At 73.4% G+C, this 26801-nt stretch carries 22 protein-coding genes; 11 read left to right on the top strand and 11 right to left on the bottom strand.

The window, feature by feature from the left end; all coding sequences use genetic code 11:
* Window positions 1-21: 21 nt before the first annotated feature.
* From fdh to nrfD, 3 genes are read left to right on the top strand one after another with little or no spacing between them, the layout of a single operon-like run.
* On the top strand, window positions 22-3216 hold the full coding sequence (gene fdh / locus AB0G11_RS17380) for a formate dehydrogenase (protein WP_357586746.1): 3195 nt from the start codon (window positions 22-24) through the stop codon (window positions 3214-3216).
* 1 nt (window position 3217) lies between these two features.
* On the top strand, window positions 3218-3973 hold the full coding sequence (locus tag AB0G11_RS17375; protein WP_219505640.1) for a 4Fe-4S dicluster domain-containing protein: 756 nt from the start codon (window positions 3218-3220) through the stop codon (window positions 3971-3973).
* Window positions 3970-4980 carry an NrfD/PsrC family molybdoenzyme membrane anchor subunit gene (nrfD, locus tag AB0G11_RS17370; RefSeq protein WP_357586744.1) on the top strand — a complete coding sequence of 337 codons (1011 nt, stop codon included), beginning with the start codon at window positions 3970-3972 and terminating at the stop codon, window positions 4978-4980. Before AB0G11_RS17375 ends, nrfD begins: the two co-directional genes overlap by 4 nt.
* A 75-nt stretch (window positions 4981-5055) precedes the next feature.
* Here the strand turns inward: nrfD and AB0G11_RS17365 are convergent, their stop codons facing one another.
* Window positions 5056-6585: an MDR family MFS transporter gene (locus tag AB0G11_RS17365; protein ID WP_357586870.1), complete on the bottom strand. Its 1530-nt coding sequence runs from the start codon at window positions 6583-6585 to the stop codon at window positions 5056-5058.
* A gap of 140 nt (window positions 6586-6725) precedes the next feature.
* Between AB0G11_RS17365 and AB0G11_RS17360 the strand changes: the two genes are divergently transcribed.
* Complete coding sequence (locus AB0G11_RS17360) at window positions 6726-7307, top strand: TetR family transcriptional regulator (protein WP_219505642.1); 582 nt, start codon at window positions 6726-6728, stop codon at window positions 7305-7307.
* A 56-nt stretch (window positions 7308-7363) separates the two neighbouring features.
* Here AB0G11_RS17360 and AB0G11_RS17355 read toward each other — a convergent pair whose 3' ends face one another.
* Window positions 7364-7705: a YciI family protein gene (locus AB0G11_RS17355; protein ID WP_219505643.1), complete on the bottom strand. Its 342-nt coding sequence runs from the start codon at window positions 7703-7705 to the stop codon at window positions 7364-7366.
* A gap of 154 nt (window positions 7706-7859) precedes the next feature.
* Between AB0G11_RS17355 and rfaE2 the strand changes: the two genes are divergently transcribed.
* A complete protein-coding gene (gene rfaE2, locus AB0G11_RS17350; RefSeq protein WP_219505644.1) occupies window positions 7860-9290 on the top strand; it encodes a D-glycero-beta-D-manno-heptose 1-phosphate adenylyltransferase in 1431 nt (476 codons plus the stop codon).
* A 34-nt stretch (window positions 9291-9324) separates the two neighbouring features.
* Window positions 9325-10359, top strand: a complete 1035-nt coding sequence (locus AB0G11_RS17345; protein ID WP_357586742.1) for a glycosyltransferase family 9 protein — start codon at window positions 9325-9327, stop codon at window positions 10357-10359.
* An 80-nt stretch (window positions 10360-10439) separates the two neighbouring features.
* Here the strand turns inward: AB0G11_RS17345 and AB0G11_RS17340 are convergent, their stop codons facing one another.
* The 3 genes from AB0G11_RS17340 to xylB form a co-directional block, all read right to left on the bottom strand.
* Window positions 10440-10643, bottom strand: a complete 204-nt coding sequence (locus tag AB0G11_RS17340) for a cold-shock protein (RefSeq protein WP_049575752.1) — start codon at window positions 10641-10643, stop codon at window positions 10440-10442.
* 234 nt (window positions 10644-10877) lie between these two features.
* A complete protein-coding gene (locus AB0G11_RS17335; protein WP_357586740.1) occupies window positions 10878-12074 on the bottom strand; it encodes an ROK family transcriptional regulator in 1197 nt (398 codons plus the stop codon).
* A 474-nt stretch (window positions 12075-12548) separates the two neighbouring features.
* Window positions 12549-13961, bottom strand: a complete 1413-nt coding sequence (gene xylB / locus AB0G11_RS17330) for a xylulokinase (RefSeq protein ID WP_357586738.1) — start codon at window positions 13959-13961, stop codon at window positions 12549-12551.
* Window positions 13962-14046: 85 nt separating this feature from the next.
* Between xylB and xylA the strand changes: the two genes are divergently transcribed.
* Both xylA and AB0G11_RS17320 read left to right on the top strand, forming a co-directional pair.
* The gene (xylA, locus tag AB0G11_RS17325; protein WP_308125779.1) at window positions 14047-15222 is read left to right on the top strand and encodes a xylose isomerase; all 1176 of its coding nucleotides are present in this window, start codon (window positions 14047-14049) and stop codon (window positions 15220-15222) included.
* A 165-nt stretch (window positions 15223-15387) separates the two neighbouring features.
* Window positions 15388-16236, top strand: a complete 849-nt coding sequence (locus AB0G11_RS17320; protein WP_357586736.1) for a CAP domain-containing protein — start codon at window positions 15388-15390, stop codon at window positions 16234-16236.
* 36 nt (window positions 16237-16272) lie between these two features.
* Here AB0G11_RS17320 and AB0G11_RS17315 read toward each other — a convergent pair whose 3' ends face one another.
* The 3 genes from AB0G11_RS17315 to AB0G11_RS17305 all read right to left on the bottom strand — a co-directional run bounded on the left by AB0G11_RS17315 (window position 16273) and on the right by AB0G11_RS17305 (window position 19126).
* Window positions 16273-17040 (bottom strand): hypothetical protein, encoded by a 768-nt coding sequence (locus AB0G11_RS17315; RefSeq protein WP_357586734.1) that lies wholly within the window; start codon window positions 17038-17040, stop codon window positions 16273-16275.
* Between the two features lie 142 nt (window positions 17041-17182).
* Window positions 17183-17998, bottom strand: a complete 816-nt coding sequence (locus tag AB0G11_RS17310; RefSeq protein WP_219505649.1) for an SAM-dependent methyltransferase — start codon at window positions 17996-17998, stop codon at window positions 17183-17185.
* 105 nt (window positions 17999-18103) lie between these two features.
* On the bottom strand, window positions 18104-19126 hold the full coding sequence (locus AB0G11_RS17305; protein ID WP_219505650.1) for a LacI family DNA-binding transcriptional regulator: 1023 nt from the start codon (window positions 19124-19126) through the stop codon (window positions 18104-18106).
* A gap of 84 nt (window positions 19127-19210) precedes the next feature.
* On the opposite strand from AB0G11_RS17305, the gene AB0G11_RS17300 reads away from it, so the two are divergent.
* Entirely contained in the window at window positions 19211-20770 is a 1560-nt protein-coding gene (locus tag AB0G11_RS17300) for an OmpA family protein (protein WP_357586732.1), read from the top strand.
* Window positions 20771-20850: 80 nt separating this feature from the next.
* Here AB0G11_RS17300 and AB0G11_RS17295 read toward each other — a convergent pair whose 3' ends face one another.
* The 3 genes from AB0G11_RS17295 to AB0G11_RS17285 form a co-directional block, all read right to left on the bottom strand.
* Window positions 20851-21333, bottom strand: coding sequence for a hypothetical protein (locus tag AB0G11_RS17295; protein WP_219505654.1), 483 nt, complete (start codon window positions 21331-21333; stop codon window positions 20851-20853).
* A 154-nt stretch (window positions 21334-21487) separates the two neighbouring features.
* The gene (locus tag AB0G11_RS17290) at window positions 21488-22609 is read right to left on the bottom strand and encodes a hypothetical protein (RefSeq protein WP_357586730.1); all 1122 of its coding nucleotides are present in this window, start codon (window positions 22607-22609) and stop codon (window positions 21488-21490) included.
* 76 nt (window positions 22610-22685) lie between these two features.
* A complete protein-coding gene (locus AB0G11_RS17285; protein WP_219505658.1) occupies window positions 22686-24530 on the bottom strand; it encodes an AMP-dependent synthetase/ligase in 1845 nt (614 codons plus the stop codon).
* Window positions 24531-24667: 137 nt separating this feature from the next.
* Between AB0G11_RS17285 and AB0G11_RS17280 the strand changes: the two genes are divergently transcribed.
* Together AB0G11_RS17280 and AB0G11_RS17275 are read left to right on the top strand one after the other, a co-directional pair.
* Window positions 24668-26158, top strand: coding sequence for an oligopeptide:H+ symporter (locus AB0G11_RS17280; protein WP_219505660.1), 1491 nt, complete (start codon window positions 24668-24670; stop codon window positions 26156-26158).
* Between the two features lie 33 nt (window positions 26159-26191).
* Complete coding sequence (locus tag AB0G11_RS17275) at window positions 26192-26800, top strand: trimeric intracellular cation channel family protein (protein WP_219505662.1); 609 nt, start codon at window positions 26192-26194, stop codon at window positions 26798-26800.
* Window position 26801: the final 1 nt, after the last annotated feature.

Below are 26801 nucleotides of genomic sequence, written 5' to 3'. Positions count from 1 at the left end.
GGGATTTCGGGGGAAACACGGATGAACGGCTGGCCGCTGCTGCGGCAACTCATGGGCGGGGACCCCACCGGGCGGGGGCGGGCGGTCAGGTCCGCGCGCACCGACCGGCTGGAGGCGCGGACGGCGACGGCGGACCGGGTGGTCAAGTCCGTCTGCCCCTACTGCGCCGTCGGGTGCGCGCAGAACGTCTACGTCCGCGACGGGAAGGTCGTGCAGATCGAGGGCGACCCGGACTCGCCGGTCAGCCGCGGCCGCCTGTGCCCGAAGGGCGCGGCCAGCCTGCAGCTCACCACCGGCTCCGGCCGCCTGGACAAGGTGCTCCACCGGCCGCCGCACGCCGCCGACTGGCAGGAGCTCGACCTGGACACGGCGATGGACATGGTCGCCGACCGGATCATCGCCACCCGCCGCGCGACGTGGGAGTGGGAGCGCGACGGCGCGCGCACCGCCCGCACGATGGGCATCGCCTCGCTCGGCGGCGCCACGCTGGACAACGAGGAGAACTACCTCATCAAGAAGCTGCTCACGGCGCTGGGCGTGGTGCAGATCGAGAACCAGGCGCGGGTGTGCCACAGCTCGACCGTCGTCGGCCTCGGCACCTCGTTCGGGCGCGGCGGGGCGACCACGTTCATGCAGGACCTGCAGCACGCCGACTGCATCGTCATCGAGGGCTCGAACTTCGCCGAGGCGCACCCGGTGGGCTTCCAGTGGGTGATGGAGGCCAAGGCGCGCGGCGCGACGGTGATCCACGTCGATCCGCGGTTCACCCGCACGAGCGCGCTGGCCGACTTGCACGTGCCGCTGCGGGCGGGCAGCGACGTGGCGTTCCTGGGCGGGCTGATCAACCACGTGCTGACCGAGGAGCGTTACTTCCGCGAGTACGTGGTCGCGTACACCAACGCCGCCACCCTGGTCGGCGAGGACTACCGCGACACCGAGGACCTCGACGGGCTGTTCTCCGGCTTCGACCCGCAGGAGCGCTGCTACGACCACCGGAGCTGGCAGTACGAGGGGATGCCGGTGATCTCGGCGGCGGGCGAGCGCGAGCAGCCGCAGGCGGGGCAGAGCGAGATGCACGGGGCGGGCGGCTCCAGCATGCGCGGTACGCCGACGCGGGACGAGACGTTGCGGCACCCGCGCTGCGTGATGCAGATCCTGCGCCGCCACTTCGCCCGTTACACGCCGGAGATGGTGGAACGGGTGTGCGGGGTGCCGCCCGAGCTGTTCGCGCGGGTCTGCCGCCACCTGACGGAGAACTCCGGGCCGGACCGGACGTCGGCGTTCGTGTACGCGGTCGGGTGGACGCAGCACAGCGACGGCTCGCAGTTCATCCGGGCGGCGAGCATCCTGCAACTGCTGCTGGGCAACATCGGCCGGCCGGGCGGCGGCATCCAGGCGCTGCGCGGGCACGCCAGTATCCAGGGCTCCAGCGACATCCCGACGCTGTTCAACCTGCTGCCCGGCTACATCCCGATGCCGCACGCGCACCGCCACCAGCGGCTGGAGGACTTCCTGCGCGCCGACGCGCCGGTCAAGGGCTACTGGGCGCACATGCCCGCCTACCTGGTGAGCCTGCTCAAGGCGTGGTGGGGGCCGTCGGCGCGGCCCGACAACGACTTCCGCTTCGGCTACCTGCCCCGGCTGACCGGCAGCCACAGCCACTACGACACGGTGATGGCGCAGCTCGACGGCACCTGCAAGGGCTACCTGCTGCTGGGCGAGAACCCGGCGGTCGGCTCGGCCAACGCCCGCATGCAGCGCCTGGGCATGGCCGAGCTCGACTGGCTGGTGGTGCGCGACTTCAACCTGATCGAGAGCGCCACCTGGTGGAAGGACGGGCCGGAGATCGAGACCGGCGAGCTGTCCACCGCCGAGATCGGCACCGAGGTGTTCTTCTTCCCGGCCGCCGCGCACACCGAGAAGGACGGCAGCTTCACCAACACCAACCGGCTGCTGCAGTGGCACCACAAGGCCGTCGAGCCGGCCGGCGACCGGCGCAGCGACCTGTGGTTCATGTACCACCTGGGGCGGATCATCCGGGAGAAGCTGGCCGGGTCCGCCGACCCGATGGACGCGCCCGTGCTCGACCTGACCTGGGACTACCCGGTGAGCGGGCCGACGGCCGAGCCGGACGCGGAGGCGGTGCTGGCTGAGATCAACGGCACCGACGCCGAGGGCCGGCCGCTGTCCGGCTACGACCAGCTCAGGAGCGACGGCTCGACGGCGTGCGGGTGCTGGATCTACTGCGGCGTCCGCGCCGGCGGCGTCAACCAGGCGGCCCGCCGCAAGCCCGGCGCCGAGCAGGACTGGATCGCCGCCGAGTGGGCGTGGGCGTGGCCGGCCAACCGGCGGCTGCTGTACAACCGGGCCTCGGCGCGGCCCGACGGCAGCCCGTGGAGCGAGCGCAAGAAGCTCGTGTGGTGGGACGGGTCGGCCTGGTCGGGCTACGACGTGCCCGACTTCGAGCGGGGCAAGGCGCCGGACTACCGGCCGCCCGAGGACGCGGCCGGGATCGAGGCGCTGTCGGGCGTCGACCCGTTCATCATGCAGGGTGACGGCAAGGGCTGGCTGTTCGCGCCCGCCGGGGTGCTCGACGGGCCGCTGCCCACGCACTACGAGCCGCAGGACTCGCCGGTGGCCAACGCCCTGTACGGGCGGCAGCGCAGCCCGGCGCGCAAGCTGTACCCGCACGTGCACAACCGCTACCACCCCAGCGGCGGCGAGGCGGGCGCGTCCGTCTACCCGTACGTGGTCACCACCTACCGGCTCACCGAGCACTTCACCGCGGGCGGGATGAGCCGCAGCACGCCCTACCTGGCCGAGCTGCAGCCGGAGATGTTCTGCGAGGTGTCGCCCGAGCTGGCCGCCGAGCGCGGACTCACGCACGGCGGCTGGGCGACGATCGTCACCGCGCGCAACGCCATCGAGGCCCGGGTGCTGGTCACCCAGCGGATGACGCCGCTGCACGCCGACGGGCAGGTGATCCACCAGATCGGGCTGCCGTTCCACTTCGGGCCCAACGGGCGGGCGCGCGGCGACGCCGCCAACGAGCTGTCGGCCATCTCGCTCGACCCGAGCTCGCACATCCAGGAGGTCAAGGCGCTGTCGGCGGACATCCGGCCCGGCCGGCGCCCGCGCGGCCCGGCGCTGCCCGAGCTCGTCCAGCACTACCGGCTGCGCGCCGGGATCACCGAGCGCACCGGAACGGAGGCGTGACATGGGCCGCGTCGGCTTCTTCACCGACACCAGCGTGTGCATCGGCTGCAAGGCGTGCGAAGTGGCGTGCAAGGAGTGGAACGCCGTCCCGGACGACGTCCTCGGCTTCACCGGCATGTCGTACGACAACACCAAGGGGCTGGGCGCGAGCACGTGGCGGCACGTGGCGTTCGTCGAGCAGCCGCACCCCGACTTCCGCTGGCTGATGGCCTCCGACGTGTGCAAGCACTGCACCGAGGCGGCCTGCCTGGACGTGTGCCCGACCGGGTCGCTGTTCCGCACCGAGTTCGGCACCGTCGTGGTGCAGGAGGACGTGTGCAACGGGTGCGGCTACTGCGTCCCGGCGTGCCCGTACGGGGTGATCGGCAAGCGGGAGGGCGACGGGCTGGCTCACAAGTGCACGATGTGCTACGACCGGCTGGGGGCCGGGATGGAGCCGGCGTGCGCGAAGACGTGCCCGACGGACTCGATCCAGTTCGGCGACCTCGACGAGCTGCGCGAGCGGGCGTCGCGGCGGCTGGAGCGGCTGCACGAGGCCGGGGTGGGCTCGGCCCGGCTGTACGGCCACTCCCCCGCCGACGGGGTGGGCGGCACCGCGGCGTTCTTCCTGCTGCTGGACGAGCCGGAGGTGTACGGGCTGCCGCCGGACCCGGTGGTGACGACGCGGGACCTGCCGTCGATGTGGCGGCACGCCGCCGTGGCCGCGGCCGGGCTGCTGGCGGGGCTGGTGGCGCTGTCGTGGAGGGGGCGGTCATGACCGGGCTGACGGACGTGCGGCTGGACGGGGACCCGGCGCTGCCGCCGGGCCGCGACGCCGTGCCGGAGTCGCTGGGCCGGCCCCGGGAGCGGCGCATGGTGCCCCGGGCGGACTTCGGCTCCTACTACGGGCTGCCGGTGCTCAACGAGCCCACCTGGCAGGCGCACGACATCGGCGGTTACCTGTTCCTCGGCGGGCTGGCGGGGGCCTCGTCCACGCTGGCCGCCGCCGCGCACCTGACCGGCCGCCCCCGCCTGGCGCGGGCCTGCAAGACGGCGGCGCTGTGCGGGGTGACGGGCTCCCTGTACGCGCTCATCCACGACCTGGGGCGGCCGGGGCGCTTCCTCAACATGCTGCGCGTGTTCAAGGTGACCTCCCCGATGAGCGTCGGCACCTGGATCCTGACCGCGTACGGCCCGCAGGCGGGGCTGGCCGCGGCGACGGCGCTGGTGCCCGGGCCCTGGCCGGGGGTCGCGAGATGGGCCACGGTGGGGGCCGGGCTGCTGGGACCGGCGCTGGCGACCTACACGGCGGTGCTGATCTCCGACACCGCGGTGCCCGCGTGGCACGGCGGCTACCGGGAGATGCCGTTCCTGTTCGCCGGGTCGGCGGCGGCGTCGGCGGCGGGGATCGGCCTGCTGGCCGCGCCGCTCGCCGAGGCGGCCCCGGCGCGGCGGGCGGCCGTGGCGGGCGTCGCCGTCGAGCTGGCCGCCGCCGCGGGGATGAAGCACCGGCTCGGCACGGTCGCCGAGCCGCTGCGGCGGGGTCGGGCCGGGCGGCTGCTGCGCCTCGGGCAGGCGCTGTCGGTCACCGGGGCGCTGGTCGGCCTGACCGCCGGCCGCCGCAGCCGCCGGGCCGCCGTCGTGGCCGGGGCCGCGCTGCTGGCCGGTTCGGTGTGCACCCGGTTCGGCGTGTTCGAGGCGGGGACGGCCTCGGCCCGCGACCCCCGCTACACCGTCGAGCCGCAACGCGCCCGGCTCACCGAGGAGGAGGACGACACCCAGTGAAGAAATACGTCCCGTTCGCGATGATCGTACTGATCACCTGCGCCGCCTCGTGGCTCGCGGCGCGCGCCCCGGAGGTCAGGCGGGAGCCTTCTCGCCCTCGGCGGGCTGGAGGTCGACGCTGTCGCGCAGCGTGATCCTCGGCAGGAACAGCGTGGCCACGACGCCGACGGCGGCGATGCCGGCCGAGATGAGGAAGATGTGCCCGGTCGCGTCGCCGTAGGCGGTGCGGATGACGGTCGCGAACGGCTCGCGCAGCGCCTCCAGGTTGAGCGAGCCGGCCGACTCGGCGGCGGCCCGGCCGGTGACGCCCGCCCTGGCCAGGCCCCGGGTGATGTCGGTGGCGACCTGCTGGGCCAGGACCGCGCCGAGCACCGAGACGCCGATGGTGCCGCCGAGCGAGCGGAAGAACGTGATCGCGCCGCTGGCCGCGCCCAGCTCGCGCAGCGGGACGGTGTTCTGGATGGCCAGGACGAGGTTCTGCATCGACATGCCGACGCCCGCGCCGACCAGCACCATCGCACCGCCGATCAGCCAGAGCGAGGTGTCGTGGTCCATCGTGGACAGCACGAGGAACCCGGCGGTCAGCACGATCGACCCGCTGACGATGTACGGCTTGACGCGCCCGGTCTTCGACACCAGGTTGCCGCTCACGGCGGAGGAGACCAGCACGCCGAGCATCATCGGGATGGTGAGCAACCCCGACTCGGTGGGCGTGTAGCCGCGGCCGATCTGGAAGTACTGGCCAAGGAAGACCGCCCCGCCGAACATCGCCATGCCGACCGCGAGGCTGGCCAGGATCGCCAGGGCGGGGGTGCGGCGGCGCACCACGTGCAGCGGCACGACGGGCTGGCTCACCCGTGACTCCACCCAGGTGGCGAGGGCCAGGACGGCGAGGCCGCCGCCGGCCATGACCGCGGTCTGCCAGGAGAGCCAGTCGAAGGAGTTGCCGACGAAGGTGATCCAGATGAGCAGGACGCTGACGCCGGCGGCGATGAGCGTCGCGCCCACGTAGTCGATCTTGACGTTCCGCGCGCGGACCGAGCTGACGTGCAGGGTCTTGTGCAGCAGGGCGAGCGCGGCGATGGTGAACGGCACCGCGACGAAGAAGCACCAGCGCCAGCCGAGCCACGAGGTGTCGGCGATGAGGCCGCCGAGCAGCGGGCCGGCGACGGTGGCCACGGCCATGACGCCGCCCAGGTAGCCGTTGTAGCGGCCGCGCTCCTTGGGGCTGATCATGGCCCCGATCACCACCTGGACCAGCACCTGCAGGGCGCCCATGCCGAGGCCCTGCACCGCGCGGAAGGCGATGAGCTGCCCGGTGTTCTGGGCGAACCCGCAGGCCAGCGAGCTCACCATGAAGATCACGATGGAGATCTGGATCAGCAGCTTCTTGTCGAACAGGTCGGCCAGCTTGCCCCAGATCGGCGTGGACGCCGTGGCGGCCAGCAGGGAGGCGGTGACCACCCAGGTGTACTGCGACTGGCTGCCGTTCAGCGCGCCGATGATCTGCGGCAGCGCGACGGACACGATCGTGCCGCTGATCATCGCGACGAACAGGACCAGCAGGAGCCCGCTGAGGGCTTCGAGAATCTGCCGGTGGGTCATCTGCCCGGGTGGTGCGTCCATGGTGGCGCTCACGCGCTTTCCCCCAAATCCTCATCAAAACGTGCAGAGGACACCCTACATTCGCATTGGGCAAGTTTGCGCACTGGGCAGTTATTCCCAGCCGGTAAGATGTCCGCATCATGGACAGCACGCTGGGCCTGCGGGAGCGCAAGAAGGCGGAGACGCGGCAGGCCGTGCACGAGGCGGCGCTGCGGCTCACGATCGAGCACGGCTTCGACGCCGTCACCGTCGAGGCCATCGCCGACGCGGCCAACATCTCCCGCCGCACGTTCTCCAACTACTTCGCCGGCAAGGAGGACGCCATCCTCTACGGCGACGAGCGGCGCATCCGGGCGCTGGTCGAGCGGGTGCGCGCCGAGCCCGCCGACCGGCCCGCCTGGCTCGCGCTGCGCGGCGCCGTCCAGCGGCTCTACGAGGAGATCGGCGTCCCGGAGCGCGAGCAGGCGGTGCGCACCCGGCTGGCCATGAAGCACCCGTCGCTGCTGGCCCGGCAGCTCGCCAACCACGCGGCCTTCGACCGGGAGCTGGCCCAGGCCCTCGCGCTGCGCCGCGGCGGCGGCGTGAGCCCCCGGGTGATGGCCGCCGCCTTCCTCGCCGCGCTCCGGCTCGCCACGCACACGTGGATCGAGGAGGAGCAGGCCCGCCCGCTGCACGAGGTCATCGACGAGACGCTGGAGCAGATGGCGCGCCCCTTCACCTGACCCGCCCCTTCAACCGACCCGCCCCTGCACCAGGCTCGTCCCGTCGTCCGGGCGGGTCAGCTCTCGTCGGGCACCGTGACGCCGAGCAGCGGCCGCACCTCGACGCCGCCGCGCACGACGGGCACCAGCTCGGCGATCGACAGCGCGTGGTCGTGGTCGCGCGCCTCGACGACCAGGACCCCGGCCAGCGCCTCCTCCGCCTCGGCGAACGGCCCGTCGGTCACCCGGCCGCCGCGCATCGCCGTGGCGGTCTCGGGCTGCTCCAGGGTCAGCCCGGCGACGAGCCGGCCGCCGAGCCCGGTGACCTGCCCGGGCAGGGCCCGGTGCGCCTCCTGGACGTCGTGCGGCAGGTCGGCGGGGGCGACGGCCTCGTACACGAGCACCGCGTAGCGGGCCATCACCCCACCTCCCCGCGGATCTCGAAATGCCGTGTCATGGTGTGTCTTCTCCCCCGTACGGCGAACAGGGTGCGCCGGAACGGGCAGCGTCACGGCAAAGCTTCGTTGGGCACCGTCTCTGTTTGGGCAGCGCTTCTCCAGGTAGACGCAGCGTATGAACAGCGACATCGAGGCCGTGGTCGTCGGCGACGTGATGCTCGACTCCTGGCTGCGCGGCCCGGTGCGGCGGATCGCCCAGGAGGCGCCGGTGCCGGTGGTCAGCGTGGAGGCCACCGACGAGGCGCCGGGCGGCGCCGGCAACGCGGCGGCGAACCTGGTGGCGCTCGGAGCACGGGTGCGCCTGGTGGGCGCGGTCGGGGACGACGCCTGCTCGGGCACGCTCGCCCGGGCGCTCGAACTGCTGGGCGTGGACGCCCGGCTGGTGACCGTGCCGGGCCGCCGTACCCCGCACAAGCAGCGGCTGATGGTCGGCGAGCAGCTCATCGCCCGCTACGACGAGGAGGACCGCGAGCCGCTCGGCGGCGAGGCCGAGGAGCGCGTGCTGGCCGAGCTGGAGCGGGCGCTGCGCGGCGCCGACGTGGTGGTGGCCTGCGACTACGGCGGCGGCGTCTGCACGCCGGCGGTGCGGCGGGCCCTGACCGGGCTGCCGGTGCTGGTCGTGGACGCGCACGTGATCACGCCGTGGCGGGAGTGCGGCGCGACCGCGATGCTGCCCAACTACGGCGAGGTGCTGCAACTGCTCGGCGAGGACGGCGACACCGCCGACCGGGTGCGCTTCCTCACCGACCGGTCCGAGAGGCTGCTGGCGGCGTCGGGGGCGCGGATGGTGGTGACGACGCTCGACGGCGAGGGCACGCTGCTGCACCGGCCGGGGCGGCCGCCGTACCGGACGTACGCCGATCCCGCGCCGGACCACATGACGACGGGGGCGGGCGACACGTTCACCGCGGCGTTCGCGCTGTGGCTGGCGGGCGGCGCGGAGCCGGAGCAGGCGGCGCGGGCCGCGCAGGCGGCGGCCGGGGTGGTGGTGCGCAGGCCGGGCACCGCCACCTGCACCCGCCACGAGCTGCTGAAGGCGCTGCGCGGCGAGGACGAGCTGCTGCGCCCGGCCGACCGGCAGGCCGAGCGGCTCGCCGAGCGGCTGGACGAGCACCGGCGGCGCGGGGATCGGATCGTGTTCACCAACGGCTGCTTCGACGTGCTGCACCGCGGCCACGTCACCTACCTGGAACGGGCCGCGCAGCTCGGCGACGTGCTCGTGGTGGCCGTCAACAGCGACGCCAGCACGGCGCGGCTGAAGGGCCCGGGCCGGCCGATCAACTCGTGCGAGGACCGCATGTCGGTGCTGGCCGCGCTCGGCTACGTCGACTACGTGACCTCCTTCGAGGAGGACACGCCCGAGCGGCTGCTGCGGATGATCCGGCCCGACCTGTACGTCAAGGGCGGCGACTACACGGCCGCCATGCTGCCGGAGGCGCCACTGGTGCGGGCGATGGGCGGCGAGGTCATGGTGCTGGACTACGTCTCCGACCGGTCCACGACCGCGATCATCGAACGGGTGCGCTCGCTGCCGGAGCAGCCATGACCCCATTCGCGCGCCACCACGTCATGGAGCCGCTGTGAGGATCGCGGTGCTGCGGGCGAACGCGGTCGGGGACTTCCTGCTGGCGCTGCCCGCGCTGGAGGCGCTGAGCAGCCGCTACCCGGGGGCGGAGATCACGCTGCTCGGGCTGGACTGGCACGCGGCGTTTCTGCGCGGCAGGCCGGGGCCGGTGGCCAAGGTGGTGGCGCTGCCGCCGGTGACCGGCGTGTCGACGATGGAGGCCGGGCACCGGGCGCCGCCCGAGCTGTTCGCCCGGCTGCGGGAGCGGCGGTTCGACCTGGCGGTGCAGATCCACGGCGGCGGGCGGCACTCCAACCCGTTCGTGCGGGAGCTGGGCGCGGGCCTGACGGTGGGGCTGCGCGCGCCGGACGCCGAGCCGCTGGACCGGTGGGTGCACTACGGCGGCCACCAGCACGAGACGCTGCGCTTCCTGGAGGTGGCGGCGCTGGTCGGCGCCACCGCCGACCGGCTCGAACCGAGAGTGGAGGTCACCGCGGCCGACGCCGCCGAGGTGGCGGCCGTGCTCGGCGAGCCGCCGCCCGGCCTGGTCGCGATCCATCCCGGCGCGAACGACCCGCGCCGCCGCTGGCCGGTCGAGAGCTTCGCGGCCGTCGCCGACGCGCTCGGCCGGCCGGTCGTGGTCACCGGCAGCCGGGCCGAGCGGGACCTGGTCGCAGGGGTGGTGTCGGCGATGCGGCGGCCCGCCCTGCCGCTCGCGGGCGTGCTCGGCCTGGGCGGGCTGGCCGCCCTCTACCGGGCGTGCGACCTGGTGGTGGCCAACGACACCGGGCCGCGGCACCTGGCGGCGGCCGTGGGCACGGCGACCGTCAGCGTCTACTGGTGCGGCAACCTGATCAACGCGGGGCCGATCAGCCGGGACCGGCACCGGCCGCTGGTGTCGTGGACGCCGGCCTGCCCGGTGTGCGGGACCGACGGGCTCGACCCGGCCGTGCCGCGCTGCCCGCACGACCCGTCGTGGGTGGCCGGCATCCCGGTGGAGTCGGTGCTGGAGCAGGCCCACGACCTCCTGCGATCCGATCACCGGCCCTGATGATCGTGCTCCCGGCAGGGAAGGCGGAAGGCCCGCACCCTCGGGGGGTGCGGGCCTTCCGGTGAAGCCGTGTGAAGGGGTCAGGCCGGAACGATGTTCTCGGCCTGGGGGCCCTTCTGGCCCGCGGTGATGTCGAAGCTGACCTTCTGGCCTTCGCGCAGCTCGCGGTAGCCGTTGCCCGCGATGTTGGAGTAGTGGGCGAAGACGTCAGCGCCTCCACCGTCCTGCTCGATGAAGCCGAAGCCCTTTTCAGCGTTGAACCACTTCACGGTGCCAGTCGCCATGTCAATCTCCTTCGATTGGCGAAGAGTGCGGGGAAGCGCGGTTCGCGGATCCCGTGTCGCCGTAGTGACACCTGAGGAAGATGACCGCCGAAAACACAAATGCGCCCGAGGGTCACATCCCGCCAGGCGCACACGAAATCCATGGGTACCAGAACTGCAACGCCTAATACGCTAGCACGCTCCGCGCTCCCTGACGACGATCTCGCAAAGATCGACATCTGTCGTGGCGCCGCGTCATGACCAGAGTGCGGCGGGATCGTCAAGAATGCCCCGGACCGTCGCCAGCGCCGCCCCCAGCAGCGGGCCGCGACGGCCCAGCTCGGACACCGTCAGCGCCTCCGGGTCCCACGGCCGCACGGTCACCCGCGCCGCCAGCTCGCGCCGCATCGCCGGCAGCAGCCACTCCCCCAGCTCCGCGTACGCGCCGCCGAGGACCACGGCCGCCGGGTCGAGCAGGTTCACCGCCCCGGCCAGCGCCGTCCCCAGCGCCGTCCCCGCCCCGTCGAGCGCCCGGACCACCGGCGTCTCCCCCGCCCGCGCCAGCCCGGCCAGCGCCGCCACCACGTCCGCACCCTCCAGGGCCGCACCCGCCACGTCCGCACCCGCCTGGGCCGCGCCGATCGCCGCCGGGAGCGGGAGGCCCGCGGCGCGCAGCACCGCCGCCTTGCCCGCGTACTGCTCCAGGCAGCCCCGGGCGCCGCACGAGCAGGGGAACCCGTCCGGATGCACCGGCATGTGCCCGAGCTCGCCCGCCAGCCCCCGGGCGCCGCTGAACAGCCGCCCGCCGACCACGAGCGCCGCGCCGATGCCGCTCTCCGCCGACACGTGCACGAAGTCGTCCGCCACCGGATGCGCCCACAGCTCGGCCAGCGCGCCCAGGTTGGCCTCGTTCTCCACGCGCAGCGGCAGCTCCCCCGGCCACAGCCCGGCGACGGGAACGTCGTGCCAGCCCAGGTTCGGCGCCCGGGCCACGGTGCCGGGCACGTCCCCCACCAGGCCGGGCACCGCCACCACCGCCGCGACCGGCCGCAGCCCCAGCTCGGCGGCCCGCCGGGTGGCGTCGTCGGCCAGCTCCGACAGCGCCGCCATCACCCCGGCCGGGTCCAGCGCCGCGTTGGGGCTCTCGGCCCGCGACCACACCCGCACCTCACCGCGCAGGTCGGTGACGCAGGCGCCCAGATGCTCGACGCCCACCTCCAGCCCCAGCCCCGCCGGGCCTTCCTCGCTCACCGCCAGCGCCGTCCCCGGCCGCCCCACCCGGCCGCTCGCCGCCGGCCCCAGCTCGGTCAGCAGCCCCCCGGCGAGCAGCTCGTCCACCAGGCTGGAGACCGCGGTCCTCGTCAGCCCGGTCCGCCCCGCCACCGCCGCCCGCGACACCGGCCCGTGCGCGGCGACGGTCCCCATGACGAGCGCCAGGTTGTGCTGCCGCATCCCCTGCTGCGACGCCGGCCGCCCCCCGTCCTGCCGACGCGCCTGCTCCCAACGCCTCACACCCATACCCCCGCACCAGCAACCCGCCCGCCACTACCCCGAAGAGCCCCGCCCTCCGCAGGGACGACTCCCCGCACGCGGCCCCCGCCCCCACAAGCAGCCCCCCAGCCGCAAGCGGCAGCACCCCTGGCCAACCGGGCACGCGTACGGGCACCGCCGCCGCTCCCACAGACGGGCCCGCCCCCCGCAGGAGCAACGTCCCGTACGGCGTCGGCGGCAGCAGCGCCGCGCCCGCTCCCCTGGGCGGAACTCTTGCCCTCCTCGCGGGCGCACCCGCTCTCCGGAGGGGTGGTGGCGCGCGCAAGGGGCGCGCAGTCGGGGCCGGGTCCCTGGTGGGGGGTCTCGGCTTCGAGGGAGGTCGCCGGGGGAGGGGCGGTGCTTCCGGTGGGTGGGGGCATGGGGATCTTCCGGGGGTCAGGGGGTGGTCAGGAGACGGTCGGCACGGGGCAGCGTACCGGCGATCCTGTCCATCGCCTCGGCGTCCCTGGGCAGCGGGTCGAGGAGGGTGCCGCGGGCGGTCCCCCAGCGGCGGGCGACCTCGTCGGGGGCCTCGCCCGTGAGGAGAGCGGCCGCCTGGGCGGCGGCGCCGAGGGCGACGAGCTCGCCGGCGGCGGGGATGAGGACGGGCCGGCCCGAGAGGCGGCGGATGGTGTCGCGCCAGGCGGCGCCGCGCGCGCCGCCGCCGATGAGGACGAGCGGCACGTCCGGGTCGGGCTGTTCGCCGCCGGCGCGCAGGACGTCGTCGAGGGCGGCGAGGAGCGAGTGCGCGGCTCCGTCGTAGGCCGCCTGGAGCACCTGGCCGGCGGTGGTGTCGTGGCGCAGCCCGTACAGGAGGCCGGCGGCGTGCGGCAGGTTCGGGGTGCGTTCGCCATCGAGGTAGGGCAGGACGACGGCGGTGCCGCCGGGCTCGACGGCGTCGCGGTCGCGGCCGAGCAGGGAGGCGATCTTGTCGACGGCCTGGGTGCAGTTGAGCGTGCAGGCGAGCGGGAGCCAGTTGCCGAGGGCGTCGGCGAACCCGGCGACGACGCCGGTGGGGTCGGCGGGCCGGCGCCGGGTGACGGCGTAGACGGTGCCGGAGGTGCCGAGGCTGAGCACGGGGGTGCCGGGGAGCAGTCCGAGGCCGAGCGCGGCGGCCATGTTGTCGCCGGTGCCGGCGGCGACGGGGGTGCCATCGGCGAGCGGCCCGCCGGGGAGCGCCGTGCCGGCGAGGCCGTCGGTGACGCGGGGCAGTCGGGCGGGGTCGAGCCCGGCGGCGTCCAGCAGGCCGGTGTCGTAGCCGGTGGGGGTCCACCAGCCGGTGCCGGAGGCGTCGCCGCGGTCGGTGACGGCCTGGCCGGTGAGGCGTTCGGTGAGGTAGTCGTGGGGCAGCCGGACGGCGGCGGCGCGGGCGGCATGGGCGGGCTCGTTCTCGGTCAGCCAGAGCCATTTGGTCAGGGTGAAGGCGGCGGTGGGGACGCTGCCGACGCGTTCGGCGAGCCGGTCGGCGCCGTGCTCGGCGACCAGGGCGGCGGCCTGGCCGGCGGAGCGGACGTCGTTCCAGAGCAGGGCGGGGCGTACGGGCTCGCCGGCGTCGTCCAGGGTGACGAGGCCGTGCTGCTGGCCGCCGACGGAGGCGGCGGCGGCGCGGGCGGCGTGGCCGGTGGCCTCGACGGCGTCGCAGAGGGCCTGCCACCACTGCCGGGGGTCGCTCTCGCGGCCGGCGCCGGAGGTGACGGTGTGGGGGGCGCGGCCCTCGCCGACGACGGCGCCGGTGTCCACGTCCACGGCGACGGCCTTGGCCGACTGGGTAGAGCTGTCGATGCCGATGACGACGCGCTGTGCCGACATGCTGCCTCCTGCGTTCCGGGGGCGGTCTTCCCTCCGCCGCCTTGGCATATTAATTTGTTTTCTGCCCTTACGAATAGGAGTCCCAGTGACTGACAGCCTCACGCCCCGCCCGGAGCACAAGTTCTCCTTCGGTCTGTGGACCGTCGGCTGGCCGGGCCGCGACCCGTTCGGCGACGCGACCCGCCCGGCGCTCGACCCGGTGGAGACCGTCAACCGGCTCGCCGAGCTCGGCGCGTACGGGGTGACGTTCCACGACGACGACCTCATCCCGTTCGGTTCCGGCGACGCCGAGCGCGACCGCCACGTCAAGCGGTTCCGCCAGGCGCTGGACGAGACGGGCCTCGTGGTGCCGATGGCCACGACGAACCTGTTCACGCACCCGGTGTTCAAGGACGGCGGGTTCACGGCCAACGACCGTGACGTGCGCCGCTACGCACTGCGCAAGACCATCCGCAACATCGACCTGGCCGTCGAGCTGGGCGCCAAGGTCTACGTGGCGTGGGGCGGCCGCGAGGGCGCCGAGTCGGGCGGCGCCAAGGACGTGCGGGTGGCGCTCGACCGCATGAAGGAGGCCTTCGACCTGCTCGGCGAGTACGTGCTGAGCCAGGGCTACGACCTGCGCTTCGCCGTCGAGCCCAAGCCGAACGAGCCGCGCGGCGACATCCTGCTGCCGACCGTCGGGCACGCGCTGGCGTTCATCGGCGAGCTGGCCCATCCGGAGCTGGTCGGGGTCAACCCGGAGACCGGCCACGAGCAGATGGCCGGGCTCAACTTCACCCACGGCATCGCCCAGGCGCTGTGGCACGGCAAGCTGTTCCACATCGACCTGAACGGGCAGACGGGCGTCAAGTACGACCAGGACCTGCGCTTCGGCGCGGGCAACCTGCGGGACGCGTTCTGGCTGGTGGACCTGCTGGAGAGCGGCGGGTACGAGGGGCCGCGGCACTTCGACTTCAAGCCGCCGCGGACCGAGGACGTCGACGGCGTGTGGGCGTCGGCGGCCGGCAACATGCGCAACTACCTCATGCTCAAGGAGCGCGCGGCGGCCTTCCGCGCCGACCCGGAGGTGCAGGAGGCGCTGCGCGCGTCCCGGCTGGACGACCTGGCCAGGCCCACGCTGGCGGACGGGGAGACGCTGCAGGATCTGCTTGCGGACCGCGGCGCGTTCGAGGACTTCGACGCGGACGCGGCGGGGGCGCGCGGGATGGCGTTCGAGCGGCTCGACCAGCTCGCCATGGAGCACCTGCTGGGCGCCCGCTGAGACTCGGGGGCGGCCGCCTCCGGGTGGCCGCCCCTCGCGCTGCGCGGACGCCCCAGGGGCCCCGTTGGTTTACCCAGATATCCGAATTTTCCTGACAAGTTGGTTCTGGCCCCGACAGAATGCGATTTCCATCCAGCGTCTACCGGAAACTGGAGGGAACACCGCATGCGCCGATCCCTTGGGATGATCGCCTGCCTCGCCACCGCCGCCACGCTCGTGACGCCCGCCGCCCACGCGGCAAGCACGGCCTCCACCGCTCAGGCGGCCTGCCGGCTGTCCGTGACGGGACCGCAGGTCGGCGACGACGGCAGGGTCCGGGCGTCCGCCACCAGGAGCGGCTGCGAGCGCCCGGCGCTGATCCGCGTGCGCGTCAAGCGCGCCCAGCCCGGCAAGGACCCGGTGGTCAGGAGCGGCGCCCGGCGGGCCACCGGCGCCCGCCTCACGCTCACGCTCCCGTGCGCCCCCGGCGTCTACTACGCGCTCGCCACCGACTACCGCGGCCACACGGCCAGGTCCCGCCCGGTCCGGCTCACCTGCTCCCCGGCCCCGGCCCCGACCCCGTCCGCCACCGCGACGCCCGCCCCCGCCCCGACCTCCTCGCCCGCTCCCCCGGCGGGCACGGTCGGCACGGCCGAGGAGAACGAGGTCGTCCGCCTGACCAACGCCGAACGCGCCAAGGGCGGCTGCGCCCCGCTCAAGCACGACCCGCAGCTGCGCAAGGCCGCCTTCGGCCACTCCTCCGACATGGCCGCCCGCGGCTACTTCAGCCACACCTCCCAGGACGGCCGCTCGTTCATGGACCGCATCCGGGCGGCCGGGTTCACCGGCGGCACCGGCTGGGCCGAGAACATCGCCATGGGCCAGCGCACCCCGGCCGCGGTGGTCAGCGGCTGGATGAACAGCTCCGGCCACCGGGCGAACATCATGAACTGCAAGTACACGCTCATCGGCGTGGGCGCGGCCAAGAACGCCAAGGGCCAGACCTACTGGACCCAGAACTTCGCCGCCCGCTGATCCGTACGGCCCCCGGCGCGCCCCGGGGGCCGTACGTCACTCCTGAAGGGGCTGCGGCTCCAGGTTCAGCACCACCACGCGCGGCGCCACTCCCGTGATGGCCACGTGCAGGGTCAGCGTGACCAGGTTGTAGGCGACGTGCACGGCGATGGCGGCGGGGAGCCCGTACTCGAACATCACCAGGAACAGGAACATGCCCATGTACCAGGACCAGATCCACCCGATCAGCCCCTGGTAGAGGTGGCCGTTGCGGAAGCGGCCGTTGCTGGTGAGGATCGCCGCGGCCACGGCCCAGGCGCCGAGCGTGAGCTGCTCGTGCAGCATGCCGAAGGTGGCGAGGTCGGCGAGCGGGATGAGCACCTCGGTGAACAGCCACCGCACCGGGTGCAGGTCGGCGAAGCCCAGCAGGACGAAGTCGGCGAAGGTGGCGCCGGCGATGGCCGCGTAGAAGAGCACCCACCGGAACGCGATCTCCTCCAGCGCGCTCTGGAACAGCATCCGGGCCGGCCCCAGCCGGATGACCTGGGCGTCCTCGACGCCGTAGGCGGCGATCTGCCGCTGGGCGTGACGCTGGCGGGGCACGGCGACGAGGGTGATCAGCAGCCCGGCCGCCAGGACCGGCCAGACGAGCGTGACCGCGCCGGTGAACGCGGGCCAGAGCGGCCGGTCGAGGGCCCAGAACGTGTCGAGCTCGAACGGGATGACGTCGGGTGCGAGCCATTCGAGCGCCAGCACCAGCAGGGCGGAGAGCCCCAAGCCGAAGGGGAGGATGCAGCAGGACAGGGCGAAGCCTAACAATGGCATGCCGGAGGCCCTTCTGAAGGGTTCAGCCTCTCTCCATCATGCCGAGAAACGGGGCGGAACCGGCTGCCGCCGGGGCTGGATCGGGCGGCGGCAACAGAGCCGTGGCGCGGGGGCTAGGCAGGCGCTCCCGGGACGGCCCTCCCTAGGCGGGGACCCGCCCGACGGCGCCGTCGATGCGCAGCTTGGGCATGCCGTCCATCAGCGGGATGTCGTCGTCGCCGGCGAGCCGCCAGTCCTGGACGGGCACGAGCCCGGGCCCGATCAGGTCGAAGCCGTCGAGCAGCGCCAGCACCTCGTCGCGGGAGCGGAACGTGGGGTGGGCCGGGGTGTTGGCGGTGGCCCGGTAGAGCTCGCCGCGCGCCTCGGGGTCGCTCTCCAGCATCGCGTGGGAGAGGACCAGGTGGCTGCCGGGCGCCATCCGCTTGCGGAAGGCGGCGATGATCCCGGCGGGGTCCTCCTCGTGCTTGACGAAGTGGAAGATGCCGACGAGCAGCACCCCGACGGGCTGGTCGAAGTCGATGAGGCCGGTGACGTGCGGGTCGGTCAGGATGTCGGCGGGCCGGCGCAGGTCGGCCTGGATGCTCTCCACGCCGGGCGAGTCGGCCAGCAGCACCTGGGCGTGCAGCCGCACCACCGGGTCGTAGTCGACGTAGATCACCCGGCAGGCGGGGTGCACCTCGCGGGCGACCTCGTGCACGCTGGGCGAGGTGGGGATGCCGGCGCCGACGTCGATGAACTGCCGCACGCCCTGCTCGGCCAGATGCCGTACGGCGCGCACGAGGAAGATCCGGTTGGCCCGGGCGACGAGGCGGGAGTCGGGCGCGACGGCGAGCAGCCGTTCGGCGACGGCGCGGTCGACCGCGACGTGGTCCTTGCCGCCGAGCAGGTAGTCGTAGACCCGGGCGGAACTCGGGACGCCGGGGTCGACGCCGGGCGGAACCCGCTCAAGCTCGGTCACGGAGGGGTCTCCTTCACCTCAAGCAAGCCTCAAGCAGCTTGATCGACATGCTACTCGGTCGAGCAGGGCGGATGCGTGCCTATCGGGCGGACAGCGGGGGCCGGCTCAGCGGGGCGGCGCGGTGGACTCCCTGGCCACCAGCCGCACGGCGATCCGGGTGTCGCGGCCGGTGAGCCCGGGGCGCCGGATGCGCTGCACGAGGTGCCAGACGGCCTGCGCGCCCAGCAGCTCCTTGTCGCTGGCGATCGTGGTGAGGGGAGGGGAGGCGTGCGCGGCCATGGCGATGTCGTCGTAGCCGATCACGCTGACGTCGCCGGGCACGCACAGGCCGCGCTCGCGCAGCGCGGCGAGCGCGCCGAAGGCCGACTCGTCGTTGGCGCAGAAGACGGCGGTCGGCGGCACGGGCAGCGCGAGCAGCGCCGCCATCTGCTCGTGGCCGGTCTCGGAGGTGAACTCGCCGCGCCGGACGTAGCCGGGCGGCGGGCGCAGCCCGCGCTCGGCCAAAGCCCGCCGGTAGCCGGACAGCCTGCGGGCGGCGGGCAGCACGCGCTCGTCGGCGGTGATGACGGCGGGCGGCGGGTCGGTGTGGCCGAGGTCGAGCAGGTGGCGGGTGGCCAGGTAGCCGCCGGTCTCGTCGTCGTGGCCGACCTGGTCGACGGCCAGTCCGTCGGGCAGGTCGCCGGCGGCGGACTCCAGCAGCACGCAGGTGACGCCCGCGTCGAGGATGCGGAGCAGCTGGTCGCGGGGGGCCGAGCTCAGCACGAGCAGCCCGCCGACCTGCTCACGGGCCACGCACAGCGGCAGCAGGTCGCCGCGCCGCTGCACCACCTCGTACGTCATCGACAGGCCCAGCTCGGCGCACGCCTGCTGGGCGCCGAACAGGACCGGGGCGTAGTAGGGGTTCGCCGGGGCGAACAGGTCGTTCACCCAGGAGACGAACCCGATCATCCCGCCCGGCGCGGCGGTGGCCTTGCGGGCGCGGGGCCGGTAGCCGAGCTCCTCGGCCGCCTGCCGCACGGCGGCGCCGGTGGCCGGGGACACCCAGGACTTGCCGGCGAACACCGCCGAGGCCGTGCCGATGGCCACACCCGCCCGCTCGGCGACCTCCTTGAGCGTGACCCGGCTCATCGACTCCCCCGCGTTGAAATCTTCAGCCGAGCCTACTGAACTTTCAACACGACAGGAACGGACGAATACGACATCATGCGTCCGGTGAAGCTTAGAAAGCCTGTCACGCTCGTCCTCCTGCTCGCCTCCTCGGCCTGCGGGCTGACGAACGGGGCAGAAGCACCCCAATCTGCCAGCCGGGCCAGCGCGCCGGCGTCCTCGGCGCCCGCCACCACCGCGCCCGCCACCGCATCCGCCACCGCGCCCGCGACGGCCGCGCTCGCGGAGTCGCGCAGCACGCTCACGCCCGACCTCAAGGTGGAGGTCACCGGCCTGAACCGGATGGGCGGCGCGCACCTGGCCGTCCAGGTCCGGCTGACCAACACCGGCGAGTCCGACAGCATCTCGTGGACCGGCCAGCTCGGCGACCAGACGAGACCGCTGGGCCAGATCCGCTGGGCCTCCGGGATCGGCGTGCTCGACACGGCCGCGCGCTCGTGGATCCTGCCCTACCAGCCGACCGGCTCGCCGTGCCTGTGCAGCGACCAGGACCGCGACAAGCTGCCGTACTCGCTCGACCCGGGACAGTCGGTCGACCTGTACGCGATGCTGCCCGCGCCCGCGGGCTCCCCCACCACCGCCACCGTGGTCACCCCGGTGGGCCCGCCGATGCCGGACGTGCCGATCAGCGACGATCCGCCCGTCACCCCGCCCGGCGTCACCCTCCCCGACCCGGGCGCCGAGCAGGTCACCACGCTGGCCCGCCGCATCGTGACGCCGTCGGAGTCCACCGACCTGTCGGAGGAGACCGCCGACGACGGCAGGGACCTGAGCATCAGCCTCTCCTCCGACGTGCTGTTCGCGGTCAACCGGGCCACGCTCACGCCCAAGGCCAGGGCGGTGCTCGCGCGCGCCGCGAAGCTCGTCGACGCCTCCCCCGGCGACACCGTCAAGGTCGAGGGGCACGCCGACTCCTCCGGCACCGACGCGATCAACGACCCGCTCTCGGCGCGCCGCGCCCAGGCGGTCCGCAAGGCGTTGTCGGCGCTGGTCACCCGGGACGGCGTCACCTACCAGGCCCGGGGGTTCGGGTCGCGGCAGCCGCTCTACGACAACGGCACCGACGAGGGCAGGCGGCGCAACCGCCGTGTCACGGTGACGTTCGCCAAGCCGGAGCCCGCCCCGGCCGCCACCCAGCCGAGTGCGCAGCCGAGCGGCCGGCCGGCTGAGGGCCTGACCGGCTCGACCACGGCCGACGGGCAGCCGTTCAAGCTGGAGGTGACCGGCCTGCGGCGGCTGCCGGACGGGCTCGGCCTGCTCACCTACCGGGTGAAGAACGAGGGCGGCGCCGAGGCCTGGTACAACGAGCTGCACCGCGCCAAGGACTGGATGTCGTTCAAGTATCAGGCGGCCACCGCCGTCACGCTCACCGACGAGCGGGGCAAGCGCCGCTACCTGCCGGGGCGGCTCCAGGTGCCGGCCGAGAACGGCGGCGTCGACGCCTACTGCGCGTGCACCGACGTGTCCGGGGTGCGCCTGTCCAGCGAGAAGTTCGGGCCGGGGCAGGAGCGGGAGTTCTGGGGCCTGTTCGAGCTGCCGGCGGCGGCCGGGGAGCTCACCGTGGAGATCGCCGACTTCGGACCGCTGCGGGTGCCGCTCCCCTGACAGTTCCGCTCTGGGAATGCCGTGACGACGGCGAACGCCCGGTCCCTCGCGTGTGAGGGACCGGGCGTCCGCGTGATCGGCTAGCGGTGGTGGTGGCGGCCGTAGACCTTGACCCAGTCGGTGTCGGACGACGGCTCCAGGTGGCGCGAGCCCTCGAAGACCGCCCGCCAGGTCCCGGACGAGCGGGCCTCGACCCGGGTGTGGAAGTAGCCGTCGCGGCCGGTCTTCAGCGTGTCGACGTACTCCCAGCGGCCGCTGTAGGACGGCTTGAAGAGGATGACGATCCGCTTCCAGCCGAGCCGGTGCCAGCTGCCTTCCTTGCAGCGGTTGTCGTGCAGGACCACGACGAGGCCGCTGGCGAAGTCCTCGTCGCAGTGCACGGACAGCTTGCCCTCGACGGTCAGCGGCTTGCCGCGCCAGGCGGGCTCGGGGTTGACGTCGAGGTCGAGCCGGGTCTGGCCACTGTCGTAGCCGGGGTCGGCCATCGCGGGCGCGGCCGCTCCCGCGAGCACGGTGGCGCCCATGGCGGCCGCCGCCACTCCGGCGGCGAGTCGTCGCATCATGAAACTGACTTCCTTCCCCGTATGGAACGCGCGCCGGGACGGCACACGTCACCGTCCAATGACGCGTAAGGGTAAAGAAAGGTTGCGAAACGGACGATCACAATTTCGCAACACCAATTCCGGTGATGTCGTTTATGGAGTTGTATTAGGGCTTTTATCCTGCGATTTCGTGGATTTTGGACTGGTCAGGCGCGTAGTGGCCGGTGCCCGCGTACCGCACCCGCCAGAAGCCGCCCGTCCGGTCGCGCACCGTGTGCGTGAACGAGCCCTTGGCGTCCGTGGTGACGTACCCGGCGTGCGCCCACTCGCCGGACGGGCTCTGCCGCCACAGGAGCTCCACCCGCTGCCCGCCGAACGGCGAGAGCCCGGTCAGGCCGCGCGCGTCGGCCCTCTTCAGCGAGCCGTGCAGCCGCACCCCCTCGGCGTGGCGGGACCGCTCCACCGCGACGTCCGACAGCCGCGTCTCCCGCCTGAGCTGGAACGTCTCGTACGCGGTCACGCTCGCGCCCTGCGCGCCCTTGGCCGTCGCGGTGATCGTCCAGGTGCCGGCCGGGTAGAAGCGGGTCAGCTCCTTGTCCGGCAGGAAGCGCCAGGTCTGCCAGCCGCCGCTCATCCGCATCGGGCTCGGCGCCAACCGCCACACCAGCCGCACCGGCACCCCGGGCCGCCCCTCTGCGCCCTCTTCGCGCACCACCTGCGGCCGGAACGCGCCCGCCGCCGTCCGCACGGTCTCGGCGGCCGAGCGCACCGCCTCGGCCCCCGACCGGACGGCGTCCACCCCGGGCCCCCCGGCCTCCCCGCCGGGCCGCCCGGCCTCCGTCGCCGGCCGGCCGGCGCCCTCGCCGGGCCGCGCCGCATCCGCGCCGTCCGCCCCCCGGTCCGCCGCGCCGTTAGCCACGCCGTTAGATGTGCCGTCCGCTGTGCCGGGCCGGGCCGGGTTCTCCTGTACGGCCTGCGCCGGTGGCAGGGCGTCGGCGCCGCCTTCGGTGACGTTCTCGTCCGGGGCGAGGACGCGGGGCCGGCCGGGCGGCGACGGGCGCTCCGCGCCGGCGGGCGGCGAGCCGGGCTCGACCGTGACGGTCACCCCGTCGCGCCCCCGCACCCCCTTGGCGACCACGTCGATCACCAGGCGGACGGAGTCGCCGGCCCCGACCACCGGAGCGGCCGGCCGTACGGTGATCTCCCGGATGGCGAGCTCGGTCGCGGCGGAGGACGCCGGTGCGGGCACCGTGAGCGCACCCGCCGCGAGCGAGACGAGAAGAAGGCTTCTGGTCATGATCAAGACGGTACGAACCGCCCGGTCATGACCTGGACCACGACACACGCCCCCGATGGCAACCGATGGCAAAAGGTCAGGAGTCGTACAGCCCGGCGATGAGGTCGGCGTACTTGGCGTGGACCACCCGCCGCTTGAGCTTGAGGCTGGGCGTCAGCTCCTCGGTCTCGGCGGTCCACTCGGCGCCGAGCAGCGCCCACCGCTTGACCTGCTGGACCCGGGCGAGCTTGGCGTTGGCGGCCTCGACGGCCGTCTCGACCTCCTTGAGCACGTCGGGGTGGGCGGCCAGGTCGGCGAGCGTGGCGAACGCGATGCCGCGCGCCTGCGCCCAGCCGGGCGCGACCTCGCCGTCGAGGGTGAGCACGGCCACCGGGTGCGGCCGGTTGTCGCCGTAGGCGAGGGCCTGGCCGATGAGGGGGTGCTCCTTGAGGTGGTTCTCGATCTCGGCCGGGGAGATGTTCTCGCCCCCGGCGGTGATGATCAGCTCCTTCTTGCGGTCGACGACCCGGTAGAAGCCGTCGGCGTCGACGGTGCCGATGTCGCCGGTGTGCAGCCAGCCGTCGGCGTCGATGAGCTCGGCGGTGGCCTCCGGGCGGCCGAGGTAGCCGGTGGTGTTGAGCGGGCTGCGGGTGAGGAGCTCGCCGTCGCCGGCGATGCGCACCTCGACGCCGGGCTCGGCGCGGCCGACGGTGCCGAGGCGGTAGCAGGCAGGGCCGTTGCCGGTGAACGCCCCCGTCGTCTCGGTCATCCCGTACACGTCGATGACCTTGAGCCCGAGCCCGGCGTAGAAGCGCTGGACCTCGCCGGCGAGCGGGGCGGCGCCGGTGGCGGTCCACTGGGCGCGGTCGAAGCCGATCATGCCGCGGATGACCGACAGGAGCGAGGCGTCGGCCTTCTCGTACGCGGCCTCGATCTCGGGGGTGAGGGTGGCGCCGTACTGCCCGGCCTCGACGTAGGCGACGCCGGCCGCCATGGCCTGCCGTACGGCCTCCTGCTGCTCCTCGGGCTGGGTGGCCAGGACGGCCAGGAGGCGGGCCATCATCTTCTCCCACACGCGGGGCACGCCGAAGAACAGCATCGGCCTGACCTGGCCGAGCGTGGCGCCGAGGTTGGCCAGGTCGGTGCAGAAGTGCACGTGGGAGACCTTGACCAGCGGCAGGTAGAGGCTGAGGACGCGCTCGGCGATGTGCGCGTAGGTGAGGTAGGAGATCTGGGTGCCGAGCAGCGGCAGCGAGGCCATCCGGTCGGTGGACTCGACCTCGTAGAAGATGTTGGTGTGGCTGAGCGGCACGCCCTTGGGCATGCCGGTGGTGCCCGAGGTGTAGAGGACGGTGGCGACGTCGGCGGGGGTGACGGCCCGCCAGCGGGCCTCGACGGTGGCGGGGTCCTCGGCCAGGCGGGCGCGGCCCAGGTCGAGGAAGTCCCGCCAGGACATGAACCGGTCGCCGTCGGGCGCCCCCTCCAGCATGATGATCGTGCGGAGGCCGGGCAGCCGGTCCAGGACGGGCTCCCAGCGGGCGAGCTCGGCGGGGCCGCCGAGCACCGCGTAGCGGGCGCCGACGTCGCCGGCGACGAAGGCGATCTGGTCGGGTGCGAACGTGGAGTAGACGGTGCAGCCGACGCCGCCCGCGTGCACGGCGCCCAGGTCGGCCAGCACGTGCTCGCTGCGGTTGACCATCATCAGCGCGACCGAGTCACCGGGCTCCAGCCCGAGCGCGGCGAAGGCGGCGGCGATCTCCAGCACGCGGCCGCGCGCCTCGGCGTAGGTGAGCGTGGCCCAGCCGCCGGCCGGGCCCTCGACGGGATCGGAGTAGGCGGGGGCGTCGGGGTGGCTTTCGGCGACCTGTCGGAGCTGCTCGCACACGGTGCGGCCGGCGATGAGCCGCTCGATCTCCGCCCGGACTTCGAGGACTTCTGCCATGGCGCGGGCCTCCAGTCAGCGACCACTTACACATTTGGCATGCATCGCACCACACCGCGCGGGTAGCGGCAAGGGTCTGGCACATCTGTGACGTAGAGTAATCTTTCACACGCTTTGAGTGACCATCGGGGGCACGGATGAGTAACGGCGGCAGGACGTTCTTCGGTCACCCGTGGGCCCTGGCGACGTTGTTCGGCACCGAGATGTGGGAGCGGTTCAGCTGGTACGGACTGCGTGCCATCCTGGCGACGTTCATGGTGGCCTCCCCCGCCAACCAGGGGCTCGGCATGACCGAGGAGACCGCCCAGGCGGTCGTCGGCGTCTACGGCGCACTGATCTACCTGGTGGCGCTGCCCGGCGGCTGGATCGCCGACCGGATCCTCGGGCCGCGCCGGTCGGTGTTCTGGGGCGGGTTCGTCATCATGTGCGGCCACATCAGCATGGCCATCCCGGTCCAGGGGCCGATCTTCGTGTGGCTCGGCCTGCTGCTGATCATCGCGGGCACCGGCCTGCTCAAGCCGAACATCTCCGTCATGGTGGGCAAGCTCTACCCCGACGACGCCGACGCGCGCCGCGACGCCGGGTTCTCACTGTTCTACCTGGGCATCAACCTGGGCGCGTTCTTCGCCCCGATCGTGGTGGGCTGGCTGGCCGCCGGCGACCGGTGGCACCTGGGCTTCAGCGCGGCGGCGGTCGGCATGGCGCTGGGCCTGGCGCAGTACGCCTGGGGCGGCCGCCGCAGCCTGCGCGGCGTCGGCGAGCGGCCGGGCATGCCGCTGTCGCCCGCCGAGCTGCGCCGCTTCGGCCTGATGACCTGCGCGGCGGTGGCGGTCGCGGCCGTGGCGCTGGGCGCGTGGGCGGCGACCGGCACGTTCACGCTCAGCCGGTTCACGCTCGTGGTGACGGTCGTGATCCTGGCCGTGCCCGTCGTCTACTTCGGCTACATCATGCTCGGCAGCCACGACCTGACCGAGGACGAGCGGTCCAGGATGAAGGCGTACATCTGGCTGTTCATCGCCGCCGCCATCTTCTGGATGATCTACGACCTGGCGCCGAGCAAGCTGCTGTTCTTCGCGCAGAACAACACCGACCTGTCGCTGTTCGGGGTGCCGATCCAGGCGGCGACCACTCAGTCGTTCAACCCGCTGTTCATCATGATCTTCGTGCCGGTGTTCGCGGCGCTCTGGGTCAAGCTGGGCAACCGGGTCAGCACGCCGCAGAAGTTCGCCTTCGCGCTGGTCATGGTGGGGCTCAGCTTCGTCATCATGGCGCTGGCGGCGTCGCTGGCGCAGAGCGGCCGGGTGTCGGTCTGGTGGCTGGTGCTGGTCTACCTGGTGCAGGTGTTCGGCGAGCTGTCGCTCAGCCCGGTCGGCCTCTCGGTCACCACCAAGCTGGCGCCGCAGGCGTTCAAGGGGCAGATGCTCGGCGTGTGGTTCATCGCGGTGTCGGTGGGCGACGCCGTCGGCGGGCAGACCGGGCGGCTCGGCAACGTGATGTCCGAGCCCGCCTACTACCTGCTGCTGGCGGCGCTGGCGATCGTCGCCGGGCTGGCGCTGTTCATGTTCACCCGCAAGCTGCGCGCGCTGATGGCCGAGCACCACGTGCCCGCCATGCCCCCCATCCGCTAGCCGTCGCGCGGACATCCTGTAGACATTGCCAACGTGTCAGAACTTCTCGATCTCGCCGGCATCTTCGTCTTCGCGCTGTCGGGCGCCCTCATGGGCGTGCGCAAGCGGCTCGACGTGGTCGGCATGGCGGTGCTCGCCGAGATGACCGCGCTGGGCGGCGGCATCGTGCGCGACCTGGTGCTCAACGTGCGGCCCGCCGCGTTCCAGAGCCTCGGCTACGTGCTGGTGCCGGTCGTGGCCACGGCCGTGGTCTACTTCTGGCACCCGCACGTGGCCCGCGTCATGCCCGCGATCCTCGTGCTCGACGCCGCCGGCCTCGGCCTGTTCTGCGCCGTCGGCACGGCCAAGGCCCTGGAGTACGGGCTGAGCCCGCTGCACGCCGCCCTGCTGGGCGTCGTCACGGCCGTGGGCGGCGGCATGCTGCGCGACGTCCTGGCCGGCGAGATCCCCACCCTCCTGTACGACCGGCAGCTGTACGCGCTGCCCGCCCTGCTGGGCTCGGCGGCGATGGCGATCCTGTCGGAGCTCGGCCTGCACGGCTGGCCGGCCACGCTGGGCGCGGCCGTCCTCGCCTTCGTGCTGCGGATCGCCGCCATGCGCCTCAACTGGCGCGCGCCCCTCGCCAGGGGGATCACCGAATGAC

Origin of the sequence: Nonomuraea sp. NPDC023979 (genome assembly GCF_040639085.1) — a bacterium.
Taxonomy (GTDB): domain Bacteria; phylum Actinomycetota; class Actinomycetes; order Streptosporangiales; family Streptosporangiaceae; genus Nonomuraea; species Nonomuraea ceibae.
This window is presented reverse-complemented; position numbering and strand designations above follow the sequence as displayed.